Genomic DNA, 18,459 nt, shown 5'->3' with positions numbered 1-18,459 from the left:
TGCCCGGGGTCGTCGTGGTCACGCGCGCAGCTCCTTGCCGGTCAGCTCCAGGAAGACATCCTCCAGGGTGTGCCGCTCCACCGCGATGCGGTCCGGCATGACCCCGTTCTGGGCGCACCAGGACGTCACGGTGGCCAGCATCTGCGGGTCGACCTCGCCGGTGATCCGGTAGGTGCCCGGCGTCAGCTCGGCCGCGGCCGTGTCCGCGGGCAGCGCCTTGAGCAGCGACGCCACGTCGAGCCCCGGGCGGCCGGTGAAGCGCAGGGTGTTCTCGGCGCCGCCCCGGCACAGTTCCTCGGGGGAGCCCTGGGCGACCACCCGGCCCGCGTCGACGATCGCCACGTCGTCGGCGAGCTGCTCGGCCTCGTCCATGTGGTGGGTGGTGAGGATCACCGAGACGCCGTCGCGGCGCAGGTCGCGCACGAGGTCCCAGGTGGCGCGCCGGGCCTGCGGGTCGAGGCCCGCGGTCGGCTCGTCGAGGAACACCAGCTCGGGGCGGCCGACGACGGCCATGGCGAGCGCGAGCCGCTGCTGCTGTCCGCCGGAGAGCCGCCGGTAGGAGGTCCGGCCGCAGGAGCCGAGGCCGAGCCGTTCGATCAGGGCGTCCACGTCGAGCGGGCGGGCGTGGAGCCGGGCCACGTGCCGCAGCATCTCCTCGGCGCGGGCGCCCGAGTAGACCCCGCCGGACTGGAGCATCACACCGATCCGGGGGCGCAGCGCGGCGGCCTCCCGCACCGGGTCGAGGCCGAGGACGCGCACGGTGCCGGAGTCCGGCCGGAGATAGCCCTCGCAGGTCTCGACGGTGGTCGTCTTCCCGGCACCGTTGGGGCCCAGGACGGCGGTGACGCCGGGCCGGGCCGTGAGGTCGAGCCCGTCGACCGCGGTCTTCGGGCCGTACCGTTTCACCAGTGCCTGGACCCGGACGACAGGCTCAGTTCGCATGTTCCCAGAGTCTAGGTTCGCCGGGGGGCGCTCCGGTGGCCGGGTGCGGGAAGCCGCCCGTACGGGGTGGTGGGGCCCGGCGGCGGGGCCGGGGCGCGGGGTTCACCCGGCGGGGCGCGGCGGGTGCAGGACGTCGCCGCCGCGCGGGCGGTGCAGCGGAAGCCAGCGCTCCGCGTACGCCACCGCGTCGGCCAGCGGGAACAGCCGGGCCTCCGCGGCGCCGACCCGGCCGCGGGCCACGGGACGGTCCCGTTCGAAGTCGTGGCCCAGCTCGTCGAAGCGGTCGGAGTCGATGGACACCTCCGTCCGCACCTCCCAGCCGTCCGGACCGGGCCGGCCCACTGCCACGAGCGGGGCCTCGATCCGGTACTCGGCCAGGTGGAAGGCGGTACAGGTGGCGTATCCGGCGCCGAGCAGGAGCACCCGCGCGCCCAGCCGTTCGAGCCGGGCGAGCGGGCTGCGCTCGCCGAGCCGGCAGTCGGGGGCGTGGCCGTCGAGGACCCCGGCGGCGCGCGGGCCCAGGGCGGCGAACGAGGTCTGCGGGTGCGCGCTGCGCAGGGCGCCCGGCCAGGTCCGCACGGTCTCGGGGACGACCCCGACGCCGCGGGTGGGGGTGGTCTCCGGGTCGTAGGCGGGCATGGTCGCGCGGATGCGTTCCCACCACGCCTCGGGCACCGGCGGATCGCGCCACACCGCCGGGTCGGAGAGGTCCCCGGACTGGGCCGGGACCACGAGGGTGCCGTCCGGGCCGAGCGCGTCGAGCAGGGCGCGGACGACGGTGACGGCGCCGCCGCAGACCCAGCCGAGGGCGCTGAGCGAGGAGTGGACGAGCAGGGTTTCTCCCGGTTCGACCCCTAGGTCACGCAGGGCGGCGGCGAGGTCGTCGCGGGTGACAAGTGGGCCGGTCGGAGGGGGTGTGGGCATGGTCCGGCAGTCTTCCCGGCGGGGGTGCCGGGCGCCATCGTTTTACGCTTCCGCACGCCGGGCCGGTGGGTGTCCGGGGCGGGGCCGGGGCGGGTCCGGCGGGCCGCGTGCCGATCAACAGATGATCGTTTCCGCAGGTCAGATTAGGTTTACCTAAGTGACGCAGGGCACCGTGCGGAGGGTCGGGCGTGGCTTGCCTGTGTCTCGGGAATTACGCAACAATGGTGTTGTGAAATACGTCGGCGAGGCTCGGGACACCCCCTCGGGGGCCCCTCAGGAGAAGCCCGCGACGGGGAAGCGCGCGGACCGTCCGGACCGCACCGATCGCACGGATCGTTCGGACCGGTCCACCCGTGACCGCGTCGCGCGCTCCATCCTGTCCCACGGCCCCTCGACCGTCACCGAACTGGCCGGCCGCCTCGGCCTCACCCCGGCCGCCGTCCGCCGCCACCTCGACACCCTCGCCGCCGACGACGTCGTGGCCCCCCGCGAGCAGCGCGTCTACGGCGCCCGCACCCGCGGCCGCCCGGCCAAGGTCTTCGCGCTCACCGACTGCGGCCGCGACGCCTTCGACCAGTCCTACGACCAGCTCGCCGCCGACGCCCTGCGCTACATCCAGGAACGCTTCGGCGGGGACGAGGCCGTCGTCGCCTTCGCCCGCGCGAGGATCGCCGAGCAGGCCGCCGCCTACCGCGCGGCCGTCGAGGCCGCCGCCCCCGAGGGCCGCACCGAAGCCCTCGCGAAGGCCCTGAGCGCGGACGGGTACGCTGCTACGGCGCGCAGCGCACCCCTCCCGCAGCGCGGCGAGCAGTTGTGCCAGCACCACTGCCCCGTCGCCCACGTGGCGGAGAAGTTCCCGCAGCTCTGCGACGCGGAGACCGAGATCTTCTCCCAACTGCTGGGCACCCACGTCCAGCGGCTGGCGACGATCGCGCACGGGGACGGCGTCTGCACGACGTTCATCCCCAGCAGCACCCACGCCGGTCCGCACCCCGTGTCCGCCGCGTCCGAACCCTCGGACGCGTCCCGCACGTCCCGCACATCTCACACGTCCGACAACGCATCCACCAGCACGGCCGGGAGGAACCCCGCATGACGCTCCCCACGGAGACTGCCCACCCCGAACTCGAGGGCCTGGGCAAGTACGAATACGGCTGGGCCGACTCCGACACGGCCGGCGCCTCGGCGCGACGCGGCATCAACGAGGACGTCGTCACCGACATCTCGGGGAAGAAGTCCGAGCCGGAGTGGATGACCAAGCTCCGCCTCAAGGGCCTCAAGCTCTTCGAGAAGAAGCCCATGCCGAACTGGGGCTCGGACCTGTCGGGCATCGACTTCGACAACATCAAGTACTTCGTCCGCTCCACCGAGAAGCAGGCCGAGTCCTGGGAGGACCTCCCCGAGGACATCAAGAACACGTACGACAAGCTCGGCATCCCCGAGGCGGAGAAGCAGCGCCTCGTCGCCGGTGTCGCCGCCCAGTACGAGTCCGAGGTCGTCTACCACCAGATCCGCGAGGACCTGGAGGAGCAGGGCGTCATCTTCCTCGACACGGACACCGCCCTCAAGGAGCACCCCGAGCTGTTCAAGGAGTACTTCGGCACCGTGATCCCGGCGGGCGACAACAAGTTCGCCGCGCTGAACACGGCCGTGTGGTCCGGCGGCTCCTTCATCTACGTGCCGAAGGGCGTGCACGTCGAGATCCCGCTCCAGGCCTACTTCCGCATCAACACCGAGAACATGGGCCAGTTCGAGCGGACCCTGATCATCGTCGACGAGGGCGCCTACGTGCACTACGTCGAAGGCTGCACCGCCCCGATCTACAAGTCGGACTCGCTGCACTCCGCGGTCGTCGAGATCATCGTCAAGAAGAACGCCCGCTGCCGCTACACGACCATCCAGAACTGGTCGAACAACGTCTACAACCTGGTCACCAAGCGCGCCGTCGCCTACGAGGGCGCCACCATGGAGTGGATCGACGGCAACATCGGCTCCAAGGTGACGATGAAGTACCCGGCCGTCTACCTGATGGGCGAGCACGCCAAGGGCGAGACGCTCTCCATCGCCTTCGCGGGCGAGGGCCAGCACCAGGACGCCGGTTCCAAGATGGTCCACATGGCGCCCAATACCTCCTCCAACATCGTCTCCAAGTCGGTGGCGCGCGGCGGCGGCCGCACCTCCTACCGCGGCCTGGTCGAGATCGGCGAGGGCGCCCACGGCTCCAAGTCCAACGTGCTCTGCGACGCGCTGCTCGTCGACACCATCTCCCGCTCCGACACCTACCCCTACGTGGACGTCCGCGAGGACGACGTGTCGATGGGCCACGAGGCGACCGTCTCCAAGGTCTCCGAGGACCAGCTCTTCTACCTGATGAGCCGCGGCCTCAGTGAGTTCGAGGCGATGGCGATGATCGTGCGCGGCTTCGTCGAGCCCATCGCCAAGGAACTCCCCATGGAGTACGCCCTGGAGCTGAACCGGCTCATCGAGCTGCAGATGGAAGGCTCGGTCGGCTGACCCGCCACCGCGTCGCACCCCACCGCCCCACACGGCCCTGACGTCCCAGAAAGCGAGCACTACGACAGCCATGGCTGAGGCTCAGAACTCCCCGGTGGGCTCCACCACCGCCGGCGCCATCGCGGTGGCCGCCGAGTCGACCGTCGCCACGCGCATGAGCGCGCCCCCGTCCCAGGACGTGGCGGACTTCCCGGTCCCGCACGGCCGTGAGGAGGAGTGGCGGTTCACCCCGCTGGAGCGGCTGCGCGGCCTGCACGACGGCACCGCGGTCGCCACCGGCGGCGTGAAGGTCGACGTCCAGGCGCCCGAGGGCGTCACCGTCGAGACCGTCGGCCGCGACGACGCCCGCCTCGGCCGGGCCGGCACCCCCGTGGACCGGGTCGCCGCCCAGGCGTACTGCGCGTTCGAGCAGGCCGGCGTGGTCACCGTCCCCAAGGAGACGGTGCTCACCGAGCCGATCCGGATCGCCGTGCACGGCGAGGGCGGCACCGCCTACGGCCACCAGGTCATCGAACTCGGCGCGTTCGCCGAGGCGATCGTCGTCATCGACCACACCGGTGACGCCGTCCTCGCCGCCAACGTCGAGTACGTCCTCGGCGACGGCGCCCAGCTCACCGTCGTCTCCGTCCAGGACTGGGACGACAAGGCCGTCCACGTCGCCCAGCACAACGCGCTGGTCGGCCGCGACGCCTCCTTCAAGTCCGTGGTCGTCACCTTCGGCGGCGACCTCGTCCGGCTCCACCCGCGCGTCGCGTACGCGGGCCCCGGCGGCGAGGCCGAACTGTTCGGCCTCTACTTCACCGAGGCCGGCCAGCACCAGGAGCACCGCCTCCTCGTCGACCACAACGTGCCGCACTGCAAGTCCAACGTCGTCTACAAGGGCGCCCTCCAGGGCCAGGACGCGCACGCCGTCTGGATCGGCGACGTCCTGATCGAGGCGAGCGCCGAGGGCACCGACACCTACGAGATGAACCGCAACCTCGTCCTCACGGACGGCGCGCGGGTCGACTCGGTGCCCAACCTGGAGATCGAGACCGGCGAGATCGTCGGCGCCGGTCACGCCTCCGCCACCGGCCGCTTCGACGACGAGCAGCTCTTCTACCTGATGGCCCGCGGCATCCCGCAGGAGGAGGCCCGCCGCCTCGTCGTGCGCGGCTTCTTCGCCGAACTGGTCCAGCAGATCGGCGTCCCCGACATCGAGGCGCGCCTCCTCGCGAAGATCGAAGAGGAGCTGGAGGCGTCGGCCGCATGACTGCCCCCGCGACGTTCCGGCGCGCCTGCGGACTGAGCGAGCTGGAGGAGGACACCCCGAAGCGGGTGGAACTCGACGGCACGCCGGTCTCGGTCGTGCGGACGGAAGGAGAGGTGTTCGCCATCCACGACATCTGCTCCCACGCGAACGTCTCGCTCTCCGAGGGCGAGGTGGAGGACTGTCAGATCGAGTGCTGGCTGCACGGCTCCGCGTTCGACCTCCGCACCGGCAAGCCGTCCGGCCTTCCCGCGACGCGCCCCGTCCCCGTATACCCCGTAAAGATCGAAGGGGACGACGTGCTCGTCTCCCTCACCCAGGAGTCCTGAGGCACCCATGGCAACGCTTGAAATCCGAGACCTGCACGTCACCGTCGAGGCCGACAACGCCACGAAGGAGATCCTCAAGGGTGTCGACCTGACCGTGAAGCAGGGCGAGACGCACGCCATCATGGGCCCCAACGGCTCCGGCAAGTCGACCCTCGCCTACTCGCTGGCCGGGCACCCCAAGTACACGATCACCGGCGGCACCGTCCTGCTCGACGGCGAGGACGTCCTGGAGATGTCCGTCGACGAGCGCGCCCGCGCCGGGCTCTTCCTCGCCATGCAGTACCCGGTCGAGGTCCCCGGCGTCTCGGTCTCCAACTTCCTGCGCACCTCCGCCACCGCCGTCCGCGGCGAGGCCCCCAAGCTGCGCACCTGGGTGAAGGAGGTCAAGGAGGCCATGGAGCGCCTGCACATGGACCCCTCCTTCGCCGAGCGCAACGTCAACGAGGGCTTCTCCGGCGGTGAGAAGAAGCGCCACGAGATCCTCCAGCTGGAGCTGCTCAAGCCGAAGATCGCGATCCTCGACGAGACCGACTCCGGCCTCGACGTCGACGCCCTGCGCGTCGTCTCCGAGGGCGTCAACCGGGTCCGCGAGACGGGCGAGGTCGGCACCCTGCTGATCACGCACTACACGCGCATCCTGCGCTACATCAAGCCCGACCACGTCCACGTCTTCTCCGGCGGCCGCATCGTCGAGTCCGGCGGCGCCGAGCTGGCGGACAAGCTGGAGAACGAGGGCTACGAGGCATACGTGAAGGGTGGCGCATCCGCGTGACACAACTGCCGGGCCTCCTCGACACCGAGGCGATCCGCAAGGACTTCCCCGCCCTGGACCGCCTGGTCCACGACGGCCGGAAGCTCGTGTACCTGGACAACGCGGCGACCTCGCAGAAGCCGCGCCAGGTGCTGGACGCCCTGAACGAGTACTACGAGCGCCACAACGCCAACGTCCACCGCGGTGTGCATGTGCTCGCCGAGGAGGCCACGGCGCTGTACGAGGGCGCGCGCGACAAGGTCGCGGCGTTCGTCAACGCGCCCAGCCGCGACGAGGTGATCTTCACCAAGAACGCCTCGGAGTCGCTGAACCTCGTCGCGAACATGCTGGGCTGGGCCGACGAGCCCTACCGCGTGGACGCCGAGACCGAGATCGTCATCACGGAGATGGAGCACCACTCCAACATCGTGCCGTGGCAGCTGCTGTCGCAGCGCACCGGGGCGAAGCTGAAGTGGTTCGGCCTCACCGACGACGGCCGCCTCGACCTGTCGAACATCGAGGAGGTCATCACCGAGAAGACGAAGATCGTCTCCTTCGTGCTGGTCTCCAACATCCTCGGCACCGTCAACCCGGTCGAGGCGATCGTGCGCCGCGCCCAGGAGGTCGGGGCCCTCGTCCTGATCGACGCCTCCCAGGCCGCCCCGCACATGCCGCTGGACGTGCAGGCCCTCCAGGCCGACTTCGTGGCCTTCACCGGCCACAAGATGTGCGGCCCGACCGGCATCGGCGTGCTGTGGGGCCGCCAGGAGCTGCTGGAGGACCTGCCTCCGTTCCTCGGCGGCGGCGAGATGATCGAGACCGTGTCGATGCACTCCTCGACCTACGCGCCCGCCCCCCACAAGTTCGAGGCGGGCACCCCGCCGATCGCCCAGGCCGTCGGGCTCGGCGCCGCGATCGACTACCTCTCGGCGATCGGCATGGACAAGATCCTCGCCCATGAGCACGCGATCACCGAGTACGCGGTCCGCCGCCTGACCGAGGTCCCCGACCTGCGCATCATCGGCCCCGCCACGGCCGAGGACCGCGGCGCGGCGATCTCCTTCACGCTCGGCGACATCCACCCGCACGACGTGGGCCAGGTGCTGGACGAGCAGGGCATCGCCGTCCGGGTCGGCCACCACTGCGCCCGGCCGGTCTGCCTGCGGTACGGAATTCCCGCGACCACGCGAGCGTCGTTCTATCTGTACTCCACGCCCGCCGAGATCGACGCGCTGGTCGACGGGCTGGAGCACGTCCGGAACTTCTTCGGCTGAGAGGCGTGCTGGAACCGTGAAGCTGGATTCGATGTACCAGGAAGTCATCCTGGACCACTACAAGAACCCGCACGGCCGGGGCCTGCGCGACGGCGACGCCGAGGTGCATCACGTCAACCCGACCTGCGGTGACGAGATCACCTTGCGCGTGAAGTACGACGGCTCCACGATCACGGACGTCTCGTACGAGGGGCAGGGCTGTTCCATCAGCCAGGCCTCCGCCTCCGTGCTGAACGAACTCCTCGTCGGGCGTGAGCTGGCCGAGGCGCAGAAGATCCAGGAGACCTTCCTGGAGCTGATGCAGTCCAAGGGCCGGATCGAGCCCGACGACGCGATGGAGGAGGTGCTGGAGGACGCGGTCGCGTTCGCCGGTGTCTCCAAGTACCCGGCACGGGTCAAGTGCGCCCTCCTCAGCTGGATGGCGTGGAAGGACGCGACGGCCCAGGCGCTGGGCACCGGCGCCGACGCCGAAAGGAAGACGGCATGAGCGACACCGTTGAGATGAAGCCGGCCTCGGAGGAGGAACTCCGCGAGGCGCTGTACGACGTCGTCGACCCCGAGCTGGGCATCGACGTCGTCAACCTCGGCCTGATCTACGGCATCCACATCGACGACGCGAACATCGCGACGATCGACATGACCCTGACCTCGGCGGCCTGCCCGCTGACCGACGTCATCGAGGACCAGGCCAAGTCCGCCACGGACGGCCTCGTCAACGAACTGCGCATCAACTGGGTCTGGATGCCGCCGTGGGGCCCCGACAAGATCACGGACGACGGCCGTGAGCAGCTGCGGGCGCTGGGGTTCAACGTCTGAGCACGGAGTGACGCGGGTTCAGCCCTGGTGACCGGGGTGGAGCGAGCAGGGAACGGCGGTGTCCGAAGGGACACCGCCGTTTTGCGTGCGCGGGGTGGGTGGGGTGCGCGGGGTGTGGGGGGTGTGTGGTGGTGGGGCGCTGAGGCCGACCGACCGATGCGTGCGACCGTACCCATCGATGCGTACGGCCGTACACATCGATGTGTACACTCGTACGCATGGGATATCTGCTGCTCGCCGGCGCCATCGCCGCCGAGGTGGCCGCGACGACGGCCATGAAGTTCAGCCACGGCTTCACCCGGCTCGGCCCCTCCGCGCTGACCGCCGTCGGCTACCTCGTCTCCTTCACCCTGCTCGCCCAGACGCTGAAGACGATCGGCATCGGCACGGCGTACGCGATCTGGGCCGGGGTCGGCACGGCCGCCATCGCGGTCATCGGCCTCACCCTCTTCGGCGAAGCCCTCACCGTCACCAAGGTCGCCGGAATCCTGCTGATCATCGGCGGCGTGGTCGTGCTGAACCTGGGCGGGGCGCACTGATGGCTCGCCGCCACGACCCCGAACGCCGCCAGCGGATCATCGACGCGGCGCTCCGCGTGGTCGGCGCGCACGGCATCGCGGGCCTCAGCCACCGCTCCGTCGCCGCCGAGGCGGACGTCCCGCTCGGCTCCACGACGTACCACTTCGCCACCCTCGACGACCTGCTGGTGGCCGCCCTGCGCCAGGCCAACGAGGGCTTCGCCGCGATCGTCGCCGACCGCGCCGACCGCCTCGGCCCCGACGCCGACCTCGCCGTCGAACTCGCCGCCCTCCTGGGGGAATGGCTGGCGGGGGAGCGGTCGGGGGTGGAGCTGGAGTACGAGCTGTACCTCGCCGCCCTGCGCCGCCCGGCGCTGCGCCCGGTCGCCGCGGAGTGGGCGCAGGCACTCGCCGCGCTGCTCGCCCCGCGCACCGACCCGACCACGGCCCGCGCGCTGGCGGCGCTGATGGACGGCATCTCCCTGGAGGTCCTCCTGACGGACCGGCCCTACGACGAGGGGTTCGCGCGGGCGATGATGCGGCGGGTGCTGGACGGGGCGTGAGGGGTCCCTCGTCGCGGGGCGGGGGGAACGGCGTGTGCCGCGGATGCCGTCCGCCGCCGTGCGCCGTGCGTCGCGTGCCATGCGCCGTGCGTCGCGCTGACCGGAGGCCGAGACGGCGGCGGGACGGTTGGCCTCCGCGCCCTCGCGCCGGTTAGGTTTCCCTCATGACCGACACCACTGCTCCCCGCACCACCGGCGCCGCGGCCGCCGGACTCGCCACCCTCGCCGCCGACGGCACCGTCCTCGACACCTGGTTCCCCGCGCCCGCGCTGACCGCGGAGTCCGGCCCGTCCGGCACCGAGCGGCTCTCCGCCGAGCAGGCGGTGGAACTGCTCGGCGAGGGCGCCGCCCGCGCGATCGGCGCGGACGCCCGCCGGGGCGTAGAGGTGGTCGCGGTCCGTACGGTCATCGCCTCCCTCGACGACAAGCCGCTCGACGCGCACGACGTCTACCTGCGCCTGCACCTGCTCTCGCACCGCCTGGTGAAGCCGCACGGCCAGAACCTGGACGGCATCTTCGGCCACCTCGCCAACGTAGCCTGGACCTCCCTCGGCCCGGTCGCCGTGGACGACGTCGAGAAGGTCCGGCTGAACGCGCGCGCCGAGGGCCTGCACCTCCAGGTGACGTCGATCGACAAGTTCCCGCGCATGACGGACTACGTGGCACCCAAGGGCGTCCGCATCGCCGACGCCGACCGTGTCCGCCTCGGCGCACACCTCTCCGAGGGCACGACCGTCATGCACGAGGGCTTCGTCAACTTCAACGCGGGCACCCTGGGCACCTCGATGGTCGAGGGCCGCATCTCGGCGGGCGTCGTCGTCGGCGACGGCTCCGACATCGGCGGCGGCGCCTCCACCATGGGCACCCTCTCCGGCGGCGGCAACGTCATCATCTCCATCGGCGAGCGCTGCCTCGTCGGCGCGGAGGCGGGCGTGGGCATCGCCCTCGGCGACGAGTGCGTGGTCGAGGCGGGCCTCTACGTCACCGCGGGCACCCGCGTCACGATGCCCGACGGCGAGATCGTCAAGGCCCGCGACCTCTCCGGCGCCTCCAACATCCTCTTCCGCCGCAACTCGGTCACCGGCGCGGTGGAAGCCCGCCCGAACAACGCGGTGTGGGGCGGGCTGAACGAGGTACTGCACAGCCACAACTGAGCAAGGACGGCCGTGAGCTGAGGCTGCCTTGTCGATCACTGCTCTGTTCTGCTGCTGAACTGTGGGCAGTTGTCGATGTTGGTCAGATCGAGTGCCCTTCCCCAGCCGCCGGACGGCGGGGGAGGGCACTCGTGCGTTGAGGAGCCTGGCTGCCATGTGGGTTGACGACGGAGGTGTCGGCAGTGCGGGGCAAGACCTGGCGGCCCGCGATGGGGCAGATCTTCGCCCCCTTCTTGTCGCGATGGGGCGCATCCGAGCCGACAGCTGCCTCCTTCGAGAGCCCGGACACTGAGGGAGTCGTTCGGGCGCCGTGACCGGTCGATCACCCCGGGGGCCGGGTCCATCCAGAACATGGCGGCGGAGGTCCGCCCGCACTCTGGCTCGGCCCACTTGGTGATCCGCCCTGTCACGCCCGAAATCCGGGTGAGCAGCGCAACGAAATTCCGGAGGTCTTGCTGATCAGCCAGACTGGACGTCCGTCGGAACCTACCAACCCATGTACCGCCAGGAGTTGGCCGTTGAGTACGAAGGGCGATGGGGGAGGGGTAGGGGGGCCTACTTCTGCTCGGCCCCGATGGCACGGGACTGCGCCGCTGCCCGGCGCAGCGCGGCGGCGATGTGATCGGCCGCGTCTGCGGACAGGAGGATTTCCTGGGCCCACAAGACTGAGAGTCTGATCTGACCGTTGAGCAGGTTCACGGCGACGTCTGCCTCGGTACCGTTTCCGGTGATGTCCTGCACGTTGAGGTCCGGATCGCTGCTGTAGGCGCTCATGGGGTCCTGATTCTGTAGTGCGGTTGGGCGGGGGTGAGGCTCCACAGGGGTGTCGCGCTCCGGTACCGCTGTGGATAGCTGTCGGCCAACAGGCGGCGCAGGGGCTTGCGTTCGGTGCCCGATAGGTTCAGGGCCTCGGTGAGGCGGCGGAACGTGGTGTGGGTGACGCCTCGGGCGCGGGCATCCGCCTCGAAGCGGGCGAGGTGGTGGAGGGTGGAGACGGGGTCCAGAGGCCCCGGCTGCCGTTGGCCGAGCCGGTGCGCCTTCGTACGTTCGTAGTCGATCTCCGAGAAACCGCAGACCCGACGGCTCAGCGCCTCGGCCTCGGGCAGCGTGCCGGTGGACACGACTGCGCGGGCCAGTTCATTGCGGTGCAGGACCTGGTCCAGGTCGGCCTCGTGGACGACGGGGCTGTCGTCGGTCAACGGCACGGGGAGGCCCGCGTCCCGGATTTCGCAGATGCCCCGCACACCGCGTGCCGTCGCCGCGAGCATGCCGGTCGCCTCGGAGGGATGCCATTCCAGGACAGCGCTGATCGGTTCGACGTCACACGCGGTGAAGGTGTGGACCCGAGGGCCGAGGAGGTCGCGCAGTTCAGCGTCGTACGGCAGTTCGCCGTCCAGGCCGGGACCGGCGATCAGGAGCCTTACTTCAGTGTCGAGTTGGGCGCAGGCCGCCAAGGTGAGGGCGTCGGCGAGGGGGCTTTTGAGGGTGGGCTCGTCGCCGCGCGCCAGGATGTCGCCGCCGATGTCCAAGAGGTCGACCGAGGTCGGGCGGAGGTGAGCGACCAGGTCGTCGAGCTGGTCGGTGATGCCCCGGACGCCGTGGCGGGGGTCGATGAGGGCGAGGCGGTGCGGGAGGTGAGCGGCCAGCCGGGGGAGCGTGGAGCCTGCCGTGGGGAGGGGGCGGGCTGTTGCCGGGACTCCGTTCGTTGTCCGGGTGAGGGGCTCCAGCCCGGTGAAGTCGTCGGGGCTCCGGGGACCCGGCAGCGGGTCGATCAGGAGGCGGTCCCAGGCGTACGTGAGGATCACGGCCGGGTCGTCGTCGCCGTACAGGGCGCTGTGCAGAAGCGCGGCACCGACGGCGTCACCCCCACCACCTGCCGCGACGATCAGCCGTGTCATGTGGTCAGGGTACGAGCCGCGCTCAGGTCCGCCCCACCAGCCGCTCATACGCCTCCCGCAAGCGACGCGTCACCGTTTCGTCCGCTGGTTGGAGGGGTGGGCGGACCGGGCCTGCTGGGAGGTTGAGGGTGGTGAGGAGGGTCTTGGTGGTGACGGTGCCGGGGAGGGGGGTTGCCATGAGGAGGTCGATCAGGTCCAGGGCGGCGTGTTGGTGGTGGGTGGCTGTGCCTGTGTTGCCTGCGTCGAACTCCGTAAGGATTGCTCGGAGTTGGGTGGGGATCACGTTGGCTGCCGTGCTGATGTAGCCCGTCGCTCCCACCGCGTACAGGGCCAGGATCTGTTCGTCGCAGCCCGCGTAGTACGCCAAGTCCGTTCGGGAGAGGACCTTTTGGGTACCGAGGAGGTCGTAGGCGCAGTCCTTCACCCCTGTGATGCGGGGGTGGTCCGACAGGCGGAGGATCGTGGCCGGGGTGATGCGGACGCCCGTGCGGGCGGGGATGTCGTAGAGGAGGACGGGGAGGGCCGTGGCGTCGGCGATCTCGCGGAAGTGGGCTTCCAGGGCCTCCTGGGGCGGGCGGCTGTAGTACGGCGGTGCTACGAGGAGGCCCGTCGCGCCTGCCTTCTCCGCCGCCCGGGACAGTTCCGTGGTGTGGCGGGTGTCCGCCGTGCCGACGCCCGCCACGAGGGGGACGTCCGGGCCCACCGCCGCCCGTACCGCCCGGATCAGGTCCGCCTTCTCCTGGTCCGTCGTCGTCGGTGACTCGCCCGTCGTCCCCGACAGGACCAGGCCGTCGCAGCCCTCCGCCACCAGGTGCACCGCCAGGCGCTGGGCCCCTTCCAGGTCCAGCGCGCCGGTCGGCGTGAACGGGGTGATCATCGCGCACAGGGCACGACCGAGGACAGGGCGGCTGGATGGTGTCGTTGCCATGACGACAGTCTTCGCGCGATCACTGTTTAGGTCTACTTACATTTTCTTGCCTGTACATGGAAGAGAAGCTGAGAGGTTTGACCGTGTGCAGTCGGGTACCCGGATTTTCGGACACGAGAGGAGGCGAACGTGACCGGAACCTTGGACACCCGGCCCGCTCAGGACGGGCACAAGTCGGTCGGCGAACTCGTCGGCCAGGCGAGCGAACAGCTTTCGCGGCTCGTACGGCAGGAGATCGCCCTCGCCAAGGAGGAGTTGGCCGAGAAGGGCCGTCGCGCGGGCAAGGGCGGCGGACTGCTCGGCGCGGCCGGAGCCCTCGCTTACGTCGGGCTCTTCGCGCTCGCCGGTACGGGCGTCGCCGCCCTCTCGTTGGCGCTGCCCGTCTGGGCCTCGGCGCTCATCGTCACGGCGGTGCTGTTCGCGGTCGCGGGCATCCTCGCCGTCGCCGGGCGCGGTCAGTTGCGGCGGGCCACGCCCGCGACCCCCGAGGAGACCCTCGGCAGCGTCAAGGCGGACGTCGAGGAGATCAAGGAGAGGGCGCATCGATGACGGACCGGGCAGACGTCGGCAGCGCGAACGGCGCCACCGGCGCGGACAGTTCCGCGGAGCTGCGGAAGCAGATCGAAGAGACCAGAAGCCAACTGGGGGGAACCGTGGAGGAGTTGGCCGCCAAGGCCGATGTCAAGGGGCGGGCCAAGGCGCAGGCCGCCGATCTCAAGGACCGGGCCGGTGCCATGGCCGTGCAGTTGCGCAGCACGGCCGCCCAGGCGACCCACGTGGTGCAGGACAAGGCCAAGGGCGCCGGACACGTGGTCCAGGACAAGGCGAAGGGCGCCACCCACGCCGTACAGGGCAAGGCCAAGGACGCGGGGCGCAGCGTGCAGGACGCCGCCGCTCAGGCGGGGGACTCCGTCGAGCGGTCCGCGCCCGACGCCCTCGAAGGGCCGGTCCAGGCCGTCCGGCGCAACCCCCGCACCGTCGCCCTCGCGGCGGGCGCGGCCACGGCCGTGCTCGTGGTGGTGCGTGTGCTCGTGCGGCGGCGCCGCAAGCGGTAGACGCGGCATCCATCCCCCCGGCCGAAAGGACTCCGGTTGAAGCGGGGAGTGGGCGCTGAGGCCCGGTATCCCGTGACGCGGGGTGCCGGGCCTCTGTCATGCCGGTGCCGGTGCCCGAATCCACCAAACCGAACACCCAAGTCGTCTGGACAAAAAAAGTTTTCGGTGGGACGGTGGACGCATGCTGGACGTCACCGTGATCGAGGACCCCGAAGCCGCCGCCGTGTCCCTGGACCCCGTCCGGGCGCGGCTGCTCGCCGAGCTGGCCGCCGGGCCCGCCTCGGCGGCGATGCTGGCCGGGAAGGTCGGGCTGCCGCGGCAGAAGGTGAACTACCACCTGAAGGCGCTGGAGCGGCACGGCCTGGTCGAGCTGGACGACGAGCGGCGCAAGGGCAACGTCACCGAGCGGCTGATGCGCGCCACCGCCGCCTCGTACGTCATCTCGCCCGCCGCGCTGGCCGGGGTGCAGCCCGACCCGGACCGCTTCCGCGACCACCTCTCGGCGCGCTGGCTGCTCGCCCTCGGCGCCCGGCTCGTGCGCGACGTCGGCACGCTTCTGACCGGTGCCGCGCGCGCCGACCAGCGGCTCGCCACGTTCGCGCTGGACGGCGAGGTCCGTTTCGCCTCCGCCGCCGAACGGGCCGCGTTCGTCAGTGAGTTGACGGCCGGGGTGAGCGCGCTCATCCGCAAGTACGACGCCCCCGGCGCCGAGCGCGGGCGCGATCACCGGATCGTGGTCGCCGTCCACCCCAAGGTCAAGGGCCACCCGCAGGCCGCGCACACTCCCGAGGTCGAGGCGGCCCCCGCGACCTCCCCCGCCCCGGAACAGTAGGAGCACCACCATGTCGCAGGAGCAGAAGGACCAGCAGGAGCGCGCGTTCGAGATCGCGCGCGAGTTCGAGGTCGACGCCTCGCCGGAGGAAGTGTGGGAGGCGATCACGCACGGCACCGGGGGATACCTGTGGCCCATGGAGGCGCCCGAGCCGCGCGTCGGCGGGTCCGCCGCCTTCGGGTCGACCGTCACCGCCTGGGAGCCGCCGCACCACCTCGTCATCCGCAGCGAGGACGTCGGGTTCCCGACGCAGAGCGTCAACCAGCTGGAGCACGTCATCGAGTCCCGCGACGACGGGCGGCGCGCCTGGGTGCGGTACGTGCACAGCGGGATCTTCACCGATGACTGGGACAACCAGTACGACGGGGCGGGCCGGCACACCGACTTCTATCTGCACACCCTGCGGGAGTACCTCACGCACTTCGCGCCGCGGCCCGTCGCCTTCGCGACGTTCGACGGGCCCGAGGCGTCCACCGCGCCGGACGCCTTCGAGGCGGTCGGCCGGGCGCTCGGCCTCGACGGGGGCGGCGGCTCCGTGGGCGCCGCTGTGGGCGACGCGGTGCGGGTCACCGGGCCCGACGGGCAACTCCTCGACGCCGTACTGGACTTCCGCAACCCGTACTTCATCGGGCTGCGCACCGACCACGCCCTGGTGCGGTTCTTCGGGCGCAACCACTGGGGCGCGCCCGTCGGCGTCAGCGTCCACGACTTCGCCGCGGACGCCGACGCCGAGGCGAACGAACTCGCCTGGCAGGGCTGGCTGAACGGCGTGTTCAGCCGGCCCTGAACCGGCCGGTCACCGACGAATCGAACCGTTCGGCGACCGGGGGCGGCGGCTGTGCGACCGGGGGTCGGCGACTACGGCTCGAACCGCAGCACCTGCGGGTCGTGGTCGCTGATCTGGTCGTGGAACTCGGCGTTGATGTGCACGCTGTCGAAGGCGAGGTCGCCGTCGCGGCGGATCGACGGGCTGACCAGGATCTGGTCCAGCACCTGGCTGTTGCCCTGGTAGACGTACGAGTAACGCTCGCTCTTCGGCAGCGACTTGACCGCCGACCACAGCGCGCCGCCGTCCTCCAGCAGTTCGGCCGTGCCGGAGAACTCGAAGTCGTTGATGTCGCCGAGCGCGATGACGTCCGCGTTCTTCTGGACCTTGAGCACGTCCTTGACGAACCCGTTGACCAGCGTGGCCTGCTGGTGGCGCTGGACCTCCGAGCTGCGCGCCACCGGCTGGTACTGGCCGGTCAGACCCTGGTCGCCGCCCTTGGAGTTGAAGTGGTTGGCGATCACGATGACCGTCTTGCCGCGGAACACGAACTCGCCCGCCAGCGGCTTGCGGCTGGCGTTCCAGGCCGCGTTCGCCGGGTCGATGCGGCCCGGCGACACCGTCAGCGCCGCCTTGCCGCGCACCTTGGTCACCCCGGCGGCCGTCGTGGCGTCGCCGCCCGCGCGGTCGGTGAAGGAGACCCGCTCCGGGTTGAACAGGAACACCTGGCGGATGTTGCCGCCCGGCTCGCCGCCGTCGGTGTTGTTCGCGGGGTCGATCGAGCGCCAGTCGTACGCCGGGCCGCCCGCCGCCACGATGGCGTCGATCAGCTTGCGCACGGTCTGGTCGGCCGCGGCCGTACCGTCGTTGGTCGCGCCGTTGTTGTCCTGGATCTCCTCCAGCGACACGATGTCCGGCGACTGGAGGTGGTGCACGATCGCCGCGGCGTGCGCGTCGAAGGTGGCGTCCGACGGGTCCAGGTTCTCGACGTTGTACGTCGCGACCGCCAGCTGGCCCTTCTTCTGCTTGCGGGTGGTCTCCTTCTCCAGCCCGCCGCTCTTCAGCGTGCCCAGCTCGTTGGCGACCAGGGTGTAGCCGCCGAACTGGTTGTAGTCCAGCGGGCCGGTGGTGGCGCCGCGCAGCACGTCACCGACGTTCGCCTTGGGGAACTCGGCGGCCGGGCCCAGCGACTGGATCTGGAGACGGCCGCCGTTCTGCGCGGTGTACGAGCCGTACACGGTGCCGCCGCTGCGGTTGTCGTTCTCCTGCGGCTTCACCGTCACCCACAGCTCGGTGTACGGGTCGGTGGCGCCCACCACACGGGTGTTCGCGACCTCGATGTTCTGGCCCTCCAGGGACTCCCAGTAGTCGAGCGCGTACCGGTTCGGGCGCAGCTTCAGGCCGTTGATCGAGTTCCCGGCGGCCGGGTCGCCCGCCGGGGCGTACGCGGCGGGGACCGACCAGGCGCGCACGACCGTCGGCGCGGGGACCGCGTTGCCGCCGGAGACCACGGTGACCGTCGGCTTCACGATCTCGGTGATCGTCTGGTTGCCGCTGGTCGTACCGCCGGGGACGTACTCCGAGACGGTGCCGGAGACGGTCACGGCGTCACCGACCGCGACCTTCGGGGCGGAGCTGGTGAAGACGAAGACGCCCTCACTGGTGGCCGGGTCCGCGTCGGGATTCGGGTCCTGCATCCAGAACCCCTTGGACGAGCCGTAGCCGCGTACACCGGTGACGATTCCGGCCACGTCGGTGACGGCCTTGCCGTTGAACGGCGACAGACGGGTGGTGCCCTGGATGTCGTGGATGCGGACCGTGTCCGCGTGCGCGGGCGAGGCGACGACGACGGCCGACGCCGCGGTGCACACGGCGGCGACGGTGAGCGCGGCGAGGCGCGCGGAAGACCTGCTAGGCAACGAGATCCCTCCGGGGACGTTCATGAG

The 18,459-nt window shown here is 70.9% G+C and carries 21 protein-coding genes; 15 read left to right on the top strand and 6 right to left on the bottom strand.

What is annotated here, in order from left to right; genetic code table 11:
- Positions 1 to 18: 18 nt before the first annotated feature.
- Both ACIQPQ_RS29500 and ACIQPQ_RS29495 read right to left on the bottom strand, forming a co-directional pair.
- Positions 19 to 942, bottom strand: a complete 924-nt coding sequence (locus tag ACIQPQ_RS29500) for an ABC transporter ATP-binding protein (protein WP_383772305.1) — start codon at positions 940 to 942, stop codon at positions 19 to 21.
- A 102-nt stretch (positions 943 to 1,044) separates the two neighbouring features.
- Positions 1,045 to 1,866, bottom strand: coding sequence for an aminoglycoside N(3)-acetyltransferase (locus ACIQPQ_RS29495; RefSeq protein ID WP_401309619.1), 822 nt, complete (start codon positions 1,864 to 1,866; stop codon positions 1,045 to 1,047).
- A gap of 229 nt (positions 1,867 to 2,095) precedes the next feature.
- On the opposite strand from ACIQPQ_RS29495, the gene ACIQPQ_RS29490 reads away from it, so the two are divergent.
- The 11 genes from ACIQPQ_RS29490 (at position 2,096) to dapD (ending at position 11,034) form a co-directional block, all read left to right on the top strand.
- Positions 2,096 to 2,962 (top strand): helix-turn-helix transcriptional regulator, encoded by an 867-nt coding sequence (locus ACIQPQ_RS29490; RefSeq protein ID WP_383772301.1) that lies wholly within the window; start codon positions 2,096 to 2,098, stop codon positions 2,960 to 2,962.
- The gene (gene sufB / locus ACIQPQ_RS29485; RefSeq protein WP_401309615.1) at positions 2,959 to 4,380 is read left to right on the top strand and encodes a Fe-S cluster assembly protein SufB; all 1,422 of its coding nucleotides are present in this window, start codon (positions 2,959 to 2,961) and stop codon (positions 4,378 to 4,380) included. Before ACIQPQ_RS29490 ends, sufB begins: the two co-directional genes overlap by 4 nt.
- 70 nt (positions 4,381 to 4,450) lie before the next feature.
- A complete protein-coding gene (sufD, locus tag ACIQPQ_RS29480) occupies positions 4,451 to 5,632 on the top strand; it encodes a Fe-S cluster assembly protein SufD (RefSeq protein ID WP_401309613.1) in 1,182 nt (393 codons plus the stop codon).
- The gene (locus ACIQPQ_RS29475; RefSeq protein ID WP_383772295.1) at positions 5,629 to 5,958 is read left to right on the top strand and encodes a non-heme iron oxygenase ferredoxin subunit; all 330 of its coding nucleotides are present in this window, start codon (positions 5,629 to 5,631) and stop codon (positions 5,956 to 5,958) included. The genes sufD and ACIQPQ_RS29475 overlap by 4 nt, the downstream gene beginning before the upstream one ends.
- A gap of 7 nt (positions 5,959 to 5,965) precedes the next feature.
- A complete protein-coding gene (gene sufC / locus ACIQPQ_RS29470; protein ID WP_383772293.1) occupies positions 5,966 to 6,730 on the top strand; it encodes a Fe-S cluster assembly ATPase SufC in 765 nt (254 codons plus the stop codon).
- The gene (locus ACIQPQ_RS29465) at positions 6,727 to 7,983 is read left to right on the top strand and encodes a cysteine desulfurase (RefSeq protein ID WP_383772291.1); all 1,257 of its coding nucleotides are present in this window, start codon (positions 6,727 to 6,729) and stop codon (positions 7,981 to 7,983) included. The genes sufC and ACIQPQ_RS29465 overlap by 4 nt, the downstream gene beginning before the upstream one ends.
- 16 nt (positions 7,984 to 7,999) lie before the next feature.
- Entirely contained in the window at positions 8,000 to 8,470 is a 471-nt protein-coding gene (gene sufU / locus ACIQPQ_RS29460) for a Fe-S cluster assembly sulfur transfer protein SufU (RefSeq protein ID WP_383772289.1), read from the top strand.
- Complete coding sequence (locus ACIQPQ_RS29455) at positions 8,467 to 8,799, top strand: metal-sulfur cluster assembly factor (protein WP_383772287.1); 333 nt, start codon at positions 8,467 to 8,469, stop codon at positions 8,797 to 8,799. Before sufU ends, ACIQPQ_RS29455 begins: the two co-directional genes overlap by 4 nt.
- 218 nt (positions 8,800 to 9,017) lie before the next feature.
- Positions 9,018 to 9,338: a DMT family transporter gene (locus ACIQPQ_RS29450; RefSeq protein WP_383772285.1), complete on the top strand. Its 321-nt coding sequence runs from the start codon at positions 9,018 to 9,020 to the stop codon at positions 9,336 to 9,338.
- Positions 9,338 to 9,880, top strand: coding sequence for a TetR/AcrR family transcriptional regulator (locus ACIQPQ_RS29445; protein ID WP_401309606.1), 543 nt, complete (start codon positions 9,338 to 9,340; stop codon positions 9,878 to 9,880). Before ACIQPQ_RS29450 ends, ACIQPQ_RS29445 begins: the two co-directional genes overlap by 1 nt.
- A 164-nt stretch (positions 9,881 to 10,044) precedes the next feature.
- Positions 10,045 to 11,034, top strand: coding sequence for a 2,3,4,5-tetrahydropyridine-2,6-dicarboxylate N-succinyltransferase (gene dapD, locus ACIQPQ_RS29440; RefSeq protein WP_401309603.1), 990 nt, complete (start codon positions 10,045 to 10,047; stop codon positions 11,032 to 11,034).
- Between the two features lie 555 nt (positions 11,035 to 11,589).
- Here dapD and ACIQPQ_RS29435 read toward each other — a convergent pair.
- From ACIQPQ_RS29435 to dapA, 3 genes are read right to left on the bottom strand one after another with little or no spacing between them, the layout of a single operon-like run.
- Positions 11,590 to 11,808 carry a hypothetical protein gene (locus tag ACIQPQ_RS29435; RefSeq protein ID WP_401309600.1) on the bottom strand — a complete coding sequence of 73 codons (219 nt, stop codon included), beginning with the start codon at positions 11,806 to 11,808 and terminating at the stop codon, positions 11,590 to 11,592.
- Entirely contained in the window at positions 11,805 to 12,932 is a 1,128-nt protein-coding gene (locus ACIQPQ_RS29430) for a DUF1152 domain-containing protein (RefSeq protein ID WP_401309597.1), read from the bottom strand. The genes ACIQPQ_RS29435 and ACIQPQ_RS29430 overlap by 4 nt, the downstream gene beginning before the upstream one ends.
- 22 nt (positions 12,933 to 12,954) lie before the next feature.
- Positions 12,955 to 13,860, bottom strand: coding sequence for a 4-hydroxy-tetrahydrodipicolinate synthase (gene dapA, locus ACIQPQ_RS29425; protein WP_401309595.1), 906 nt, complete (start codon positions 13,858 to 13,860; stop codon positions 12,955 to 12,957).
- Between the two features lie 129 nt (positions 13,861 to 13,989).
- Between dapA and ACIQPQ_RS29420 the strand changes: the two genes are divergently transcribed.
- The 4 genes from ACIQPQ_RS29420 (at position 13,990) to ACIQPQ_RS29405 (ending at position 16,534) form a co-directional block, all read left to right on the top strand.
- Positions 13,990 to 14,409, top strand: a complete 420-nt coding sequence (locus tag ACIQPQ_RS29420) for a phage holin family protein (RefSeq protein WP_401309592.1) — start codon at positions 13,990 to 13,992, stop codon at positions 14,407 to 14,409.
- The gene (locus ACIQPQ_RS29415) at positions 14,406 to 14,915 is read left to right on the top strand and encodes a DUF3618 domain-containing protein (RefSeq protein WP_401309589.1); all 510 of its coding nucleotides are present in this window, start codon (positions 14,406 to 14,408) and stop codon (positions 14,913 to 14,915) included. Before ACIQPQ_RS29420 ends, ACIQPQ_RS29415 begins: the two co-directional genes overlap by 4 nt.
- A gap of 181 nt (positions 14,916 to 15,096) precedes the next feature.
- On the top strand, positions 15,097 to 15,747 hold the full coding sequence (locus tag ACIQPQ_RS29410) for an ArsR/SmtB family transcription factor (RefSeq protein ID WP_401309586.1): 651 nt from the start codon (positions 15,097 to 15,099) through the stop codon (positions 15,745 to 15,747).
- 10 nt (positions 15,748 to 15,757) lie between these two features.
- Complete coding sequence (locus tag ACIQPQ_RS29405; protein WP_401309583.1) at positions 15,758 to 16,534, top strand: SRPBCC domain-containing protein; 777 nt, start codon at positions 15,758 to 15,760, stop codon at positions 16,532 to 16,534.
- Positions 16,535 to 16,605: 71 nt separating this feature from the next.
- Here the strand turns inward: ACIQPQ_RS29405 and ACIQPQ_RS29400 are convergent, their stop codons facing one another.
- Positions 16,606 to 18,432 (bottom strand): endonuclease/exonuclease/phosphatase family protein, encoded by a 1,827-nt coding sequence (locus ACIQPQ_RS29400; protein WP_401309580.1) that lies wholly within the window; start codon positions 18,430 to 18,432, stop codon positions 16,606 to 16,608.
- Between the last annotated feature and the right edge of the window lie 27 nt (positions 18,433 to 18,459).

Origin of the sequence: Streptomyces sp. NPDC091281 (assembly GCF_044757425.1) — a bacterium.
Classification (GTDB): Bacteria; Actinomycetota; Actinomycetes; order Streptomycetales; family Streptomycetaceae; genus Streptomyces.
This window is presented reverse-complemented; position numbering and strand designations above follow the sequence as displayed.

Excerpts from the sequence above, each read along its gene's own strand:
- ACIQPQ_RS29500 (WP_383772305.1), bottom strand. The coding sequence starts at position 942 with ATGCGAACTGAGCCTGTCGTCCGGGTCCAGGCACTGGTGAAACGGTAC.
- ACIQPQ_RS29495 (WP_401309619.1), bottom strand. The coding sequence starts at position 1,866 with ATGCCCACACCCCCTCCGACCGGCCCACTTGTCACCCGCGACGACCTC.
- sufB (WP_401309615.1), top strand. The coding sequence starts at position 2,959 with ATGACGCTCCCCACGGAGACTGCCCACCCCGAACTCGAGGGCCTGGGC.
- sufD (WP_401309613.1), top strand. The coding sequence starts at position 4,451 with ATGGCTGAGGCTCAGAACTCCCCGGTGGGCTCCACCACCGCCGGCGCC.
- ACIQPQ_RS29475 (WP_383772295.1), top strand. The coding sequence starts at position 5,629 with ATGACTGCCCCCGCGACGTTCCGGCGCGCCTGCGGACTGAGCGAGCTG.
- sufC (WP_383772293.1), top strand. The coding sequence starts at position 5,966 with ATGGCAACGCTTGAAATCCGAGACCTGCACGTCACCGTCGAGGCCGAC.
- ACIQPQ_RS29455 (WP_383772287.1), top strand. The coding sequence starts at position 8,467 with ATGAGCGACACCGTTGAGATGAAGCCGGCCTCGGAGGAGGAACTCCGC.
- ACIQPQ_RS29450 (WP_383772285.1), top strand. The coding sequence starts at position 9,018 with ATGGGATATCTGCTGCTCGCCGGCGCCATCGCCGCCGAGGTGGCCGCG.
- ACIQPQ_RS29445 (WP_401309606.1), top strand. The coding sequence starts at position 9,338 with ATGGCTCGCCGCCACGACCCCGAACGCCGCCAGCGGATCATCGACGCG.
- dapD (WP_401309603.1), top strand. The coding sequence starts at position 10,045 with ATGACCGACACCACTGCTCCCCGCACCACCGGCGCCGCGGCCGCCGGA.
- ACIQPQ_RS29435 (WP_401309600.1), bottom strand. The coding sequence starts at position 11,808 with ATGAGCGCCTACAGCAGCGATCCGGACCTCAACGTGCAGGACATCACC.
- ACIQPQ_RS29430 (WP_401309597.1), bottom strand. The coding sequence starts at position 12,932 with ATGACACGGCTGATCGTCGCGGCAGGTGGTGGGGGTGACGCCGTCGGT.
- dapA (WP_401309595.1), bottom strand. The coding sequence starts at position 13,860 with ATGGCAACGACACCATCCAGCCGCCCTGTCCTCGGTCGTGCCCTGTGC.
- ACIQPQ_RS29415 (WP_401309589.1), top strand. The coding sequence starts at position 14,406 with ATGACGGACCGGGCAGACGTCGGCAGCGCGAACGGCGCCACCGGCGCG.
- ACIQPQ_RS29410 (WP_401309586.1), top strand. The coding sequence starts at position 15,097 with ATGCTGGACGTCACCGTGATCGAGGACCCCGAAGCCGCCGCCGTGTCC.
- ACIQPQ_RS29405 (WP_401309583.1), top strand. The coding sequence starts at position 15,758 with ATGTCGCAGGAGCAGAAGGACCAGCAGGAGCGCGCGTTCGAGATCGCG.